The sequence below is a fragment of the Acinetobacter sp. COS3 genome (genome assembly GCF_000475335.1).
GTDB classification, from domain to species: Bacteria; Pseudomonadota; Gammaproteobacteria; order Pseudomonadales; family Moraxellaceae; genus Acinetobacter; species Acinetobacter venetianus.
Window position 1 is genome coordinate 118665 of the sequence record NZ_AXCD01000005.1, and the last position, 13040, is coordinate 131704.

Annotated in this window: 14 protein-coding genes; 6 read left to right on the forward strand and 8 right to left on the reverse strand. The window is 39.4% G+C overall.

Annotated features, from left to right (window positions below):
- The first annotated feature begins 76 nt into the window (after positions 1 to 76).
- A complete protein-coding gene (locus IO68_RS20210) occupies positions 77 to 544 on the forward strand; it encodes a DUF2147 domain-containing protein (protein ID WP_023012721.1) in 468 nt (155 codons plus the stop codon).
- Positions 545 to 641: 97 nt separating this feature from the next.
- Here IO68_RS20210 and IO68_RS20215 read toward each other — a convergent pair whose 3' ends face one another.
- Positions 642 to 1094: a PACE efflux transporter gene (locus tag IO68_RS20215; protein WP_004878138.1), complete on the reverse strand. Its 453-nt coding sequence runs from the start codon at positions 1092 to 1094 to the stop codon at positions 642 to 644.
- Positions 1095 to 1188: 94 nt separating this feature from the next.
- Between IO68_RS20215 and IO68_RS20220 the strand changes: the two genes are divergently transcribed.
- A complete protein-coding gene (locus IO68_RS20220; RefSeq protein ID WP_023012722.1) occupies positions 1189 to 2073 on the forward strand; it encodes a LysR family transcriptional regulator in 885 nt (294 codons plus the stop codon).
- Positions 2074 to 2303: 230 nt separating this feature from the next.
- Here the strand turns inward: IO68_RS20220 and IO68_RS20225 are convergent, their stop codons facing one another.
- The 4 genes from IO68_RS20225 to pncB form a co-directional block, all read right to left on the reverse strand.
- Positions 2304 to 3113 carry a PhzF family phenazine biosynthesis protein gene (locus IO68_RS20225; protein WP_023012723.1) on the reverse strand — a complete coding sequence of 270 codons (810 nt, stop codon included), beginning with the start codon at positions 3111 to 3113 and terminating at the stop codon, positions 2304 to 2306.
- Between the two features lie 352 nt (positions 3114 to 3465).
- Positions 3466 to 4317, reverse strand: coding sequence for an archaetidylserine decarboxylase (asd, locus tag IO68_RS20230; protein ID WP_023012724.1), 852 nt, complete (start codon positions 4315 to 4317; stop codon positions 3466 to 3468).
- On the reverse strand, positions 4314 to 5162 hold the full coding sequence (locus IO68_RS20235) for a sulfurtransferase (RefSeq protein ID WP_023012725.1): 849 nt from the start codon (positions 5160 to 5162) through the stop codon (positions 4314 to 4316). Before IO68_RS20235 ends, asd begins: the two co-directional genes overlap by 4 nt.
- A gap of 302 nt (positions 5163 to 5464) precedes the next feature.
- On the reverse strand, positions 5465 to 6670 hold the full coding sequence (gene pncB / locus IO68_RS20240; RefSeq protein ID WP_031234689.1) for a nicotinate phosphoribosyltransferase: 1206 nt from the start codon (positions 6668 to 6670) through the stop codon (positions 5465 to 5467).
- Positions 6671 to 6822: 152 nt separating this feature from the next.
- Between pncB and dtd the strand changes: the two genes are divergently transcribed.
- The gene (gene dtd / locus IO68_RS20245) at positions 6823 to 7263 is read left to right on the forward strand and encodes a D-aminoacyl-tRNA deacylase (protein ID WP_023012727.1); all 441 of its coding nucleotides are present in this window, start codon (positions 6823 to 6825) and stop codon (positions 7261 to 7263) included.
- Between the two features lie 50 nt (positions 7264 to 7313).
- On the opposite strand, the gene IO68_RS20250 is transcribed toward dtd, so the two are convergent.
- The 3 genes from IO68_RS20250 to serB all read right to left on the reverse strand — a co-directional run bounded on the left by IO68_RS20250 (position 7314) and on the right by serB (position 9901).
- Positions 7314 to 7793 (reverse strand): hypothetical protein, encoded by a 480-nt coding sequence (locus tag IO68_RS20250; protein WP_023012728.1) that lies wholly within the window; start codon positions 7791 to 7793, stop codon positions 7314 to 7316.
- Positions 7794 to 7941: 148 nt separating this feature from the next.
- Entirely contained in the window at positions 7942 to 8277 is a 336-nt protein-coding gene (gene aciT, locus IO68_RS20255) for a ciprofloxacin tolerance protein AciT (protein WP_004878149.1), read from the reverse strand.
- Between the two features lie 403 nt (positions 8278 to 8680).
- Positions 8681 to 9901, reverse strand: coding sequence for a phosphoserine phosphatase SerB (gene serB / locus IO68_RS20260; RefSeq protein ID WP_031234690.1), 1221 nt, complete (start codon positions 9899 to 9901; stop codon positions 8681 to 8683).
- Positions 9902 to 9962: 61 nt separating this feature from the next.
- Here serB and IO68_RS20265 point away from each other — a divergent pair, with 61 nt between their 5' ends.
- The 3 genes from IO68_RS20265 (at position 9963) to ribE (ending at position 13038) form a co-directional block, all read left to right on the forward strand.
- Positions 9963 to 11273, forward strand: a complete 1311-nt coding sequence (locus tag IO68_RS20265; protein WP_165593501.1) for a hypothetical protein — start codon at positions 9963 to 9965, stop codon at positions 11271 to 11273.
- Positions 11274 to 11434: 161 nt separating this feature from the next.
- Positions 11435 to 12556, forward strand: coding sequence for a bifunctional 3,4-dihydroxy-2-butanone-4-phosphate synthase/GTP cyclohydrolase II (gene ribBA, locus IO68_RS20270; protein WP_004878154.1), 1122 nt, complete (start codon positions 11435 to 11437; stop codon positions 12554 to 12556).
- 11 nt (positions 12557 to 12567) lie between these two features.
- A complete protein-coding gene (gene ribE / locus IO68_RS20275) occupies positions 12568 to 13038 on the forward strand; it encodes a 6,7-dimethyl-8-ribityllumazine synthase (RefSeq protein ID WP_004878155.1) in 471 nt (156 codons plus the stop codon).
- The last annotated feature ends 2 nt before the right edge of the window (positions 13039 to 13040 follow it).

The following is a 13040-nucleotide window of genomic DNA, read 5'->3' on the forward strand; positions in this document are numbered from 1 at the left end:
CATTACAAAATAATAAGAATATAATAACTCGTTGTTTCATTTCGCTATTTCTATACTTTATCTCGATCTAAAACTCATGATGAATACTCGTTTTCTCCGTAATTTTGTCCTATTTCTTGGACTAAGTACTCCCTTTACTGTTCACGCAACACCCTTTGACCCACTGATTGGAACTTGGAAAGTCGTTGATTCACGTACAGGTTCATACCTCTCTGATATTGTGATTCGAAGAAATTCCAAGACTGAGCAATATAGTGCTGTCATTGTCAAAATGTACCCTTCAGCTCAGGAAACTGTTCCAACCACATGTACGCCATGTTCAGGCTCATTAAAAGACCAAACTATTATTGGAATGGAAGTTTTGACGGGCTTAAAAATGCTGATTCAAAATGAAGAGTTTGGGCAAGGGGTTTGGGTCAATCCTTATGATGGTTATAAATACAGCATCAATGGACGTTTGAATAAAACAGGCAAGATGCTCAATATTAATGCAAAAAATCCAAGCAATAATACCTTTCGTAATATGACATGGATTCGCTTATAATTTTTTAGTACTAAAACAATAAAAATGAGTGATTAAATACACTCATTTTTATTGAATAAACTGGCTCAAGGTCTATTCAGAAAAACTAAATGCTAAATCAATGATTCGGCTTAGCATTTAATTCTTTAGACTCTAAAAGATGACTCGGTAAACCAAAGATTAAATCAAACAAATAATTATAAATAAACGTAAAGCATGGAATAATAATCATCAAACTAAAATCCAATAAAAATGCTTTAACTAAACTAATCTGCATCCACCATGCAATCAATGGAATTAAAATCGTAATTAACACCAACTGAAAGCCAATCGCATGTGCCACTCGTCTTTTCACTGTTCTGGTTTTAGAGACTTGTCTTTTTTCCCATAACTCGAAAACGTAGTTATAGAAAAAGTTGACCGTCACGGCGATCACGGCAATCAAAATCGACAAAGGGCCTGTATGGCTGAGTGTGGTTCCTGACAGTGCAGCCAAAATCATGGCACAGATAAAAAAGCTGAGTACTTCGTAGAAAAATACATATGTAACTCTTCTTTTTGTTCCTTGCATGAGAACACCTAGCAATCAATAAAAAATTGGATTTTACGCTTTAACTCTGATAAAAAAAGTTAATCATTATCAGATTTACTGACAAGAAACTCGTATGAAACTCAATCGTGAACAGCTTGAACTGATTCTTGAAATTATTGATCGCGGTAATTTTTCGGCGGCAGCACGCGCATTGAATCGCGTTCCTTCAGCAGTGAGTATGGCGATTGCCAATTTAGAAGCAGAACTGAATTTAAAACTTTTTGAACGAAGTAAAAATCATCTCGAACCGACAGAAGTTACGCTTTCAATTGAACCACATGCACGATTGATCGTGACAAAAATGCGCCAGCTCGACATGCATTTAACAGAACTTTCCACTGGTTTAGAAACCCGTATTTCAATCGGTATTGCTGCTGATATGAATCAACGTTATTTACTGGCTGGTGTTGAACAATTGATACAACTTTATCCTCTGTTAAATATTGAAATGGTGTGTGCGCCACAACAAGAACTTAAAGCACGTTTGCAAAATAATGAAATTGATCTCTATGTTGCCTATAGTTCTTCTGAACTAGATAAAAATGAACGTTTCCGTTTATTGGGTGTAGAGAAATTTGTTGCTGCCATTTCTCCAAAAGATGCACAACAACTCAAAGATCACGATAAAAATGAACTGACCATGCTATCCGAGTTACGGCAAATCATCGTCGCAAGTAAGCATTATCCTTTGCCTGATCGTCGTGTCTTGGTTTCAGATGCATATTGGTATAGCGATAATTTAGCGATGGCCATCAATATGGTTGAGCAAGGTATGGGCTGGGGTAATTTCCCGCTTTCCATCGTGAGTGAACATTTTTCTAAGCAAAGTTTGATTCGTTTAGAATTTAGTGATACCACCAATGGTCTCGATATGCCCATTCATGCAATTTGGCCGAGTTACAAACCGTTGAGTAAAACACTTCAGCATTTAATTCAACTTTGGGAAAAGCAAATTTAAAGCATCATAAAAAAAGCCCGACATCCTGTCGGGCTTTTTCGTATTTCGCACTTTAGGTATAACTCCTGTCGTACCTCACGTCCTGATGCTCAAACTTATTATTTTTGTTTTATGTTTTGGAACTTCCTGTTCCTGATGAGTTCATACTAGGCTATTTAACTTAAGCTGAAAATGGGACATTGACGTTAGTGGATGTAAGCAAATACTTACGTGGCTTTTTATATCCTTAATTAAATGAAAATTTCACCTTGTAGATATAAGCAGCATTCTCCTGCGATTTCAATTCGATCATTTTCAAGTAATTTGCAATACAGCACACCACCTCGTTTCGAAGCTTGATAAGCTACAATATTTTCTTTTTTAAGTAATGGTTGCCAAAGCGGTATAAGTGACGTATGTAATGAACCAGTGACAGGATCTTCATCAATTCCCATAGATGGCGTAAAGTAACGGGAAACGATATCAAACCTACTCATTTTTCCCTCTGTGGCATCATTTAAAGCAGTAATTGCAACACGTCGCCCACCCAAAGTTTTGATTAAATCAAAATTAGGGCATTCACTTAAAACAGCCTCTGTATTTTGATAGATCACGATATAAGCCTGTGGATTGATATATACCTCTGCAATGTCTTGGGACAAGCTCTCTTTTAATGCTTGAGGAATCTGTTCCATTCGACTTGGGATCTGTACAGGAAAGTTCATTTTGATCCTGCCATTTGCACCGCGAGTGATGAAAAACTCACCCAAGTTCGCCACATGAAATACCAACGATTCAATTTCAGGTTGATTTTTAAAAATGATAAAACTGGTTGCTAAAGTGCCATAACCACAAAACTGCACTTCTTGTACCGGTGAAAACCATTTAATTTCATAGTTTTGATCATCAATTTTCCTAGCAAAACTGGTCTCAGATAAATTATTTTCTAATGCTATATTCTGCATTAAACATTCATCCAGCCACTCTTCCAAAAGAACAACCGCAGCAGGATTTCCTTTAAACAACTGATCACTAAATGCATCAACTTGATAAATTTTCATTTTTTGGCAACTATTTTTTGAATAAGATTTAAAATTAATCAGGAATGGTCATGTCTCTTTTATAACAGATATACAAATTTAAACTGCATAATATCCCTGCAAAAATACAATACAGTATAAAAGTAGTCATATTGATCAATGGTCGATCCAAAAAATAATTACTGAATATAGTTACAAAAGTAAGCATTCCTAAAAATTCAAAAAAAGAAAGTTGTGGTATTAAAAACTTCATCATTATTCGCCTTTATTTTAAATTATCTAATATTATTTCTAGCAGTATAAAATATATAAGAGATTGTATATAAATAAAAAGCCCCAAGTTTGGAGCTTTTTTTTAAAAATCATATCTAAATTAAACCGAATGACCTAAACGCTCACCCATCACTACAGTCGAGTTGGCTTTAAATTGCTGTTCCCACACCATTTTATCTTTTTCAAATAAAACCACAGCAGTAGAACCTAAGTAGAAACGACCTAACTCTGCACCTTTATCCAACTGCATTTGGTGATGTTGTAATTCAACCTTACCTGAAGGTTTCACTTTTCCAGTGGCAACAGTTTCAATCCCAGCCACAATCATCGCGCCAACTAAAACCACTGCCATACGACCAAGTTCGGTATCAAACAAACACACCATACGCTCATTACGCGCAAATAAACCCGGTACATTTTCAGCAGTCGTTTGGTTGACTGAAAACAACTCACCTGGAATATATAAAGTTTCTGTCAAAGTACCTGCTAAAGGCATATGTACACGGTGATAATCTTTTGGTGATAAATAAACTGTTGCAAATTGACCATCTACAAATGGCTTTGCAAGTTGTGGATCACCAATTAATTTCTCTACAGAAAAGCTCTGACCTTTGGCTTGGAAAATATCACCCGCTTCAATCTGACCTAACTGAGAAATCGCACCATCCGCAGGGCAAACAATACTATCTGCTTGTTCATCAATACCACGCACACCATTTTTCAGAGCACGAGTAAAAAACTCATTAAATGATTTATATTGATTTGGATTTGTTTGCTCAGCAATACTCATGTCAATGCCGTACTTTGCTTTGAACGCTTGAATCACCGCAGTTTTCACCACAAAATTTTCGCTTGCAGCAACTTTACCCACTACACGGCTTAGTTGATGTTGTGGCACAAGATTTTGTGCTTTGATAAACAATTGTTTTTTTAAATCTGCTGCAAAACTCAAGATGGTGACTCCCCTGAAATAATAGGACTATCGAGGCGATTGCCCCATTCACTCCACGCACCATCGTAGGCTCTCACTTGCCAATTGAGCAATCTTGCCAAAATATACGCTAAGCCCGAACGATGATGAGACTGACAGTACACCACCACAGGTTGTTGTAAATTAAAGCCTAATTGTTCTAAACGTTGTTGTGTGCGTTCAAGCGGGTGTAATTTTAGATGATTTTCACGATTAAGGGCAGTGCTCCACTCAAAATGCAGTGCATTTGGAATGTGACCGCCGCGTCGCGCAGCCAAACGTAACCCCGTATATTCTTCATTGGTACGGCAGTCCCATAGCTGAATATTCTGAGTTTGGACGTGTTCTAATAATTCGTTGTATTCAATCCGATGCTGTTGAACTGTATCCAAATCAACTTGTAAAGGATCAGTAACAGGTACGACAGTCTCAACTTCAGCCGTCGTAGGCAAACTTGCCCCCAACCAACCATGAATTCCACCATTAATTAAACTGGTACGGTGGAAACCAAGACAATGTAAATTCCAAATTAAACGTCCTGCCCAAGCTCCACCTTCATCGTCATACACAACAACATGATGCTGTGGTGAAATATTCAACTTTTCAATCAGTGCTTGCAGTCCTTCAATATCAGGCAATACACCATTGGCATTTTCTTGTTGAGCAACCAAATACTTAGGTTGTAAATGAATGGCATGGGGAATATGAAGTTGCTCATATACCGATGCTCGGCTGAGATCAACCACACGAATCAACTCATGCCCCAAATAGGGAACGAGCTGTTCAGGTTCAATCAGTAAATCAAGTTTAAAATCTACGTCAGTCATTGTTATGCTGTTTTATCATCCGCCTTATGCATAATTTTAGCATAGCCGACTTTTTATCTTCGTCTGATTTTTTGCATTGATTTAGCAGAAAAGGAGATATAGCAAAAAGTTTAAAGATTATGGACTAAAAGTATAAAATTTACTGGTGCGGAGGCGGCATGGATGCCGCCCGTTGAACTGCGGCATCAAGGATGTGCCGTCAGTTCAACAAATGCCTTTGGTTACTTTGGGCAAAACCAAAGTAACTTACCGAAGGTCTATCCTGAAAATTGATGAGAATTAGGTAAGACACTGTAATGTCTCTACTCAACCTCCTCAATTTCAAACACCTGACGCAAATACGCCAAAAACGTTTCATTATCGCTCATGGTCTTGCCCGAACTATCCGAAATCTTCGCCACAGATTGACCATTACACTCCACCAACTTCAATACGATATTCAAAGGCGTTTGCCCCATATCATTGGTCAGATTCGTACCAATTCCAAAGCTGACTTGGAAACGATCTTTAAAATATTGATGGAGCTGCCATGCTTTCTCTAAATTCAAACCATCACTAAAGGTCAACATCTTGGTTTTACTATCAATTTTCAACTTACAATAGTGTGCATAGGCTTTATCACCCCATTCATAAGGATCGCCACTATCATGGCGCAAACCATCAAACAGCTTGGCAAAATACAAATCAAAATCACGTAAGAATGCATCCATGCCAACCACATCTGTCAACGCTATCCCCAAATCACCTCGGTACTCTTGCACCCATGCTTCTAGGGCCGCCTTTTGGAAATTACGCAATCGAACATCAAGCGCCTGAAAAGCCTGTAAAAACTCATGTGCCATGGTTCCAATCGGACTGATCCCCAATTGTTTTGCCAATAGCACATTACTGGTACCACGAAAAACTTTCGGTGCTGCTGAATGAAATGCTTGTACGACATGTTTTTGCCATTCAAAACTATAACGACGACGTGTCCCAAAATCCGAAACTAAAAATGGAGGATCATTTTCTTGCTGTTGTTCTGCATATTTTTGCAGTTGTAGCAGTTTTTGCTGTAAACGTCGTTCACCTTCAACAAAAACCTCATCATGACGAATTCTACGGAAATACAACTCGTTGACGATCGCCAACACAAAAATCTCAAACATCATCGCTTGAACCATCGGCCCTTCGATACGAATATCTAAACGACCCGCTTCATCTATACTGGCTTTGATAAAACGGCGCTTGAGTTGGAATAGTTCTAAATAATCAACAAAGTCACTTTTAATAAAACGCAATGAGCGTAAATATTGCAGCTCATCCTCAGCAAAACGAAGCTCACATAACACATCCAATTGATGATTCAAATCATCCAAGATCTCAACCAGAGGATAAACCGTATCGTCTAAATTTCGGCAACGAAATAAATAAACACTGTGCGCTTGTGGAAACTGATGTAACACCACTTGCAACATGGTGAATTTATATAAGTCGGTATCAAGTAAAGATTGAATAATCGCAGACATGGATGATGGTTTTAACCAATTCTTTTGCATAATATTTCTAGTTATACAACCAAATAGCCAATCTTGAATAGTAGACTTTTGCTGCACAGCTCATTTTTACCCAAACTCTCTGTTAAACTGGTCTGTCTTTTTTCAATCGATCATTTCCTCTTATGCGTGCATTAATACAACGAGTTCTTGAAGCTAAAGTAGTTGTTGATGGTCAAACTACAGGTGAAATTCAACAAGGTCTGTTGGTCTTTTTAGGATTAGGGAAAGAAGATGATTTAGAGAAAGGCAAAAAGCTGATTGATAAGATTTTAAAATACCGCATCTTTGATGATGAACAAGGAAAAATGGGCTGGAATATCAGCCAAGCCAATGGCGGTCTATTACTGGTATCTCAATTTACGCTAATGGCACAAACACAGAAAGGTTTACGTCCAGACTTTGGACCAGCGATGCCACCAGCAGAAGCCAAAGACCTGTATGAGCAATTGGTCAAGTACGCACAACAACAATTTAACCATGTCCAAACTGGGATTTTTGCTGCAGATATGAAAGTGCATCTGATCAATGACGGTCCAGTGACTTTTAACCTAGAAGTCGAATAAGTCGTGGCAATAAAAAACTCCCCAGTGGGGAGTTTTTTATATCAGCGCATTTATTTGCCTGTTTTTTCTTTGATAAATGCACGTGCCTGACGAATTTTTTCTTTTACAGGTTTTGGCACTTTAGGTGGAATAAGTTTAGCAGCCTGGTTGAACCACACGAGTAAGCTGAAGTCACCTTCCATTTTAATGCTACCGTCTTGCATACCTGTCATGAACGCAGTTGGATCACCTTTGACCAGTGTTTTCACACCTTGTTCACTATCTGCAAACTGTAAAACAAAGTCTGCCTTTTCTGGATTACCCGCAACGGTATCAATCTTGCCATGGTTCACAATAATCTGACGTGCCATACCCAAATCTGTACCAATTTGAATACGGAACTCGCGGTCATGTACCAACTCAATAAACTTAGGGCTAGTACGTGCCAATTGCTTCATACGCAACGCCAAACCTGCCACCAACAAATCAAGTGGATCAGTGCTTACATCAACAATAGGTAACTTAACCACAGGTAAAGAAGAAAGCTTCATGACAATTATGCCCACAGTATAATGATGAAAATTAAGACAACCGTATCCTAGCACAATTGTAGCAGCGTCGGTAAAAGCTTTGTTGCAGAAAGTTGATACAAACAAGGCATGCTAAGCATGCCTTTGATGTTGTTCGAATTATTATGATTTATCGGCTAGAACATTGTTGTTGGTCATCCTTATATACAGGTGTATGTTCAATATACTGACGATTTGCCAGCTGTTTTTGTGCTTGTTTGTCTTCACGTAAAAGAATGAATGTAACCGTCACCATCGCGAGGCTCAGTGCCGTCAGATAACTATAGGCGACTGACATTTCGAACGCGGTTTGCACACCAAAGCGCACCACTTCTAACAGTCCCCAGCTCAACATACCTGCCAACATAAAACCTAACCAACGACGATAAGGAGAAAAGAAAACAGCAATAACTGCGACAGCGATTAAGCCAAATCCAACCCACATGGTGAAATTCGCTGCTTCCATAGAAACCTCCGTCTTAAATAAGGTGGTCTGTATTCAATCATCAGACCTCATATTGTTCTGTAATCTCTAAGTGATTCGTATTGCATTAACGTCTTTATGCATTATGGAGCGTTTTTTTTAGAAAAAAAGAGCCTGAAATTAATCATACGACATAAGATGTCGCAATATGCTTTTGTCATTACATTTTTTTAATCTACAAAAAACCTGAATCTCTATATAGCGTCAATTTCCGCGTGTCATTACAAAAAAACATGCCTCATTTTCGCTGAGAAAAAACTTTTTTCTGAATTTTTTTATCGTTGTTTTTCTATACATTTAGACATAAATATGACGGATTAATGACGCACCAAAATGGAGTATGCCGTGACAAATCACGGCATAATTTAACACCCAAGATTATATTTTAAGCACGATTTAAATCTTTATCATGCATACCTAATAAGTACAGCACGCCATCTAAACCAACGCTTGAGATCGCTTGGTTGGCATTTTGGCGAACCAATGGTTTCGCTCGGAAAGCCACGCCTAAACCTGCAATCGAAAGCATCGGTAAATCGTTTGCGCCATCCCCTACAGCCATCGCCTGCTCTAAAGAAATCCCCATTTTATCGGCTAACTGACCTAATAATTCAGCTTTACGTGCACCATCGACAATTGCGCCTTTTACTTCGCCTGTTACAACACCATTTTCGACATCTAAAATATTGGCGTGAACTTCATCAATGCCTAATTTCTCTTGAAGATATTCAGCAAAATATTGGAAACCACCAGATAAAATTGCCGTACGATAACCCAATGCTTTTAAGGTTGAAATCAATCGAGCTGCGCCTTCAGTAATGGTCAAGCGTTCAGCAATCTTCGGTAAAACAGATGCATCCAATCCTTTTAATAAAGCGACACGTGCTCTAAAACTTTGTTGGAAATCAAGTTCACCCTGCATAGCACGTTCAGTAATTTCAGCGACTTGAGCACCCACACCTGCTTCTAGCGCTAATTCATCAATCACTTCTTGCTCAATCAACGTTGAGTCCATATCAAAGCACACTAAACGACGATTACGACGGTAAGCATTGTCTTCTTGCACGGCCACATCGATATTCAACTCACCCGATAAACTTAAACAAGCGGCACGCATGGCTTGCGCATCCAGCATTTGCCCACTGAGACCAAATTGCACACAGGCACGACGAGGAGAACTTTGCTCCGCATCTAAATCCAAACGACCTGACAAACGTGTAACCGTCTCAATGTTAAAGCCTTGACTAGAAACAATTTTTGTGACGGCTTGCAAATGTTCAGCTGTTAATTCAGGTGCCAATGCTGTCACGATATAACGTGTGCGCCCACCTTCACTCACCCATTGATCATATTCTGCGTTGGAGATTGGTTTAAATCGCACAGTTAAGCCAATATCATGTGCTAAAATCAGTATTTCTTTCATTGCTAGTGCTGTTGCAGTCTCATTATCCGAAGCAACAACGATCCCAAGGGTGAGTTGATTATGGATAACAGCCTGACCAACATCGAGTATTTGCAAAGAATGTACGGAGAGTACCTGCATTAATCGAGTAAACTGATTCGGTTGATCTGGTCCTAAAAAGGATATAAGAATGATTTCTCGCATGAATTGACTCGTGGTTGAGCGACAACTATTGTAAGAATCATAACATAACCCATGAATCTATTTGCCTTGGAAGTTTAACTTGAATGCGCCTCGACAAGGGCTATTTGCTAGCCTACTCACCGTAAGTTTTGCATTGCATACCTTTTTATTGGTGATTGCAACAACCCATCAGCTTAATGAAAATCGCGCTAGCCAAGGACAACTGATGACCAGTCAGTTGGTGGCAGATAGTCTTTCAGAATTAGAGCCTGCAAATACAGTCTCTTTGGCATTGGTCGCCAATCGTTATGCAACCAATCCGAGCGTTGCCTCGATTCGTATTTTGGATGCCAATAAACAAGTCCTTGCGACTAGTGGTATGGCAAAGACACGTCAAGGTGAGGTCTTTGTCCGTGATGCATTACAAAATGAAAAGAAAGTCGGAACGGTTGAAATTACGCTGATCGAACCAAGCATCGGAGAAATCTTAAGAACACAATGGTTGGCGATTCTAGTTTCATTGTTTATTCATGGCTTAATTTGGCTTGCGTATCGTGCAATCGCGCGACCAACACGCAGTGAATATCTTGCGCAGATCAATCAAGAAAATCATCTTAAGCATGAAATTCAACGTTTAACACAAGCTTTAGCTTTAGAAAAGCAAAATACTGTCACCTTGGTTGCTCAAGCACAGCAGCAAGCGAAAGCTCAACCGAAACCACGTATTGAAAAAAGTGTGAGCGATCAAGCACCGTTAGATGACCAATCATTGGCGCTTAATATTCAGTTTTATGATCCAAAACAGTTATTGAGTAGCGTCAATCAATCGGTTTCTTTGCCTTATTTTAAATTGTGCCAATTATTCTTAGATAAAAGTATTGATCTATGTACGAAGCACTACCAAATCGATGCAGAGAAAATTCAAGTTGTTCAAGAATTTAATGCGGATGGTGCGACATTATCAACAAGTGCAGATCAACCACATGCGCTTGAATGTTTGATGATGGTTGGAGGAGTTTTCCAATTATTGGCAGATGTTCTATATAAACGCTACCGTGAAGATAAACGCTTTGCACTGCAAACTCGCGGTGCTGTTGCTTGTGCAGTCGATGCAATGCAACTCGATGCGATTGAAGCATCCAAACGTTTAACTCAACATTTACATGCTAAAGAAGCAGCATTGCATTTGAATCATGATCAACTCAAAGAGATTCAAAATAATTATGAATTGGTCGCAATGCCAAATCCAAGCAATATTATGACCCGTCATGCCTTTATGATTAATGGTATGAATGAAGCATGTGCAACGGTTGCTCAAAACCTTCGCACTGAGATTTTGATGGGTAAAAAAGCAAAATCATCTGCTGAATCTATCGATATTTCAACGCCATAACGCGTCCATCATGACTGCAAAACCAACCTAGTTCTTTGTTATAGAACTAGGTTTTTTAATTGATGATCAAGCACACAGGCGAAATTTATTAAAATGCGGTAAACTATGCCAGATTTATCGAATACTAATGCCGTTACTGGCAGCTTAAAAGGTGAAAGCGAATGCCGCTGAGTCGTGTTGAAGAGCTTGTCGCAGATATTCGTGCAGGCAAAATGGTCATCCTGATGGATGATGAAGATCGTGAAAATGAAGGTGACTTAGTCATCGCTGCGACGCATGTTCGTCCTGAAGATATTAACTTCATGATTACCCATGCACGTGGTTTGGTCTGCCTCACACTGAGCCGTGAACGCTGTAAGCAACTCAATCTTCCATTAATGGTTGATCAAAATGGCGCACAGCATGCAACGAACTTCACCCTTTCGATTGAAGCTGCTGAAGGGATTAGCACAGGTATTTCTGCTGCTGAACGTGCACATACGATTCGTACTGCGGTTGCGGCACATGCCAAACCAAGTGACATTGTGCAACCGGGTCATATTTTCCCATTGATGGCGCAACCTGGTGGTGTACTGCATCGTGCAGGTCATACTGAAGCTGGTTGTGATTTAACTCGCCTTGCTGGTCTTGAACCAGCATCTGTGATTTGTGAAATCATCAATGAAGACGGCACAATGGCGCGTCGTCCAGATTTAGAGGTTTTCGCAGAAAAACATGGTCTTAAAATTGGTACGATCGCAGATCTAATCCATTACCGCATGACCAACGAGCAAACTGTTGAACGTTTATCACAGGAAAGTATTCAAACCCAATATGGTACCTTTGAACTGTATAAATACCGTGAAATTGGTAACCCAGATATTCATTTAGCTTTAGTGAAAGGTGAGCCAAAAGATGGTATCACTACTGTTCGCGTGCATGGCTTCAATCCAGTTCGTGACTTATTAAAGCTCAATAAAGCAGATGGTTCTCCTGCTTGGAATCTAGACCTTGCGATGAAAACGATTGCGGAAAGTGATCGTGGCGTGTTGGTATGGATCGGTCAGGATCATTTGGAAGACTTAGGTCATGCTTTGCATCACATGAATCAACCAAAACCATTAAAATCAAATGCAGCACTCTCCCAACAATATCAAACGATTGGTGTCGGTGCGCAAATTTTACGTGATCTTGGTGTAGAGAAAATGAAGCTATTAAGTTCTCCGCTTCGTTTCAATGCCTTATCAGGATTTAATTTAGAGGTAGTGGAATACATCACTGCCGATCAAATCACAGCAAAATAATCGAGGTTGCTATGGCAATTCGCCGAATTGAAGGTTTATTACATCTCGCAAGCGAAGGTCGTTATGCGATCTTAGTGGGTCGTTTCAACAGCTTCGTCGTTGAGCATTTACTTGAAGGTGCGATCGACACTTTAAAACGTCACGGCGTTTCAGAAGAAGCGATTACTGTTATTCATGCACCAGGTGCGTGGGAACTCCCAATCGTTGCGAAAAAATTAGCAGCTTCAAATCAATTTGATGCCATAATTGCACTCGGTGCAGTCATTCGTGGCAGCACACCACACTTCGACTTTGTTGCAGGTGAATGTGCAAAAGGTTTAGGTGTTGTTGCACTTGAAAGCACAATGCCAGTGATCAATGGTGTCTTAACAACGGATAGCATTGAACAAGCTATTGAACGTTCTGGTACGAAAGCAGGAAATAAAGGTAGCGAAGCTGCACTTACTGCAATCGAAATGGTTAACTTATTAAAGGCAATTTAAAG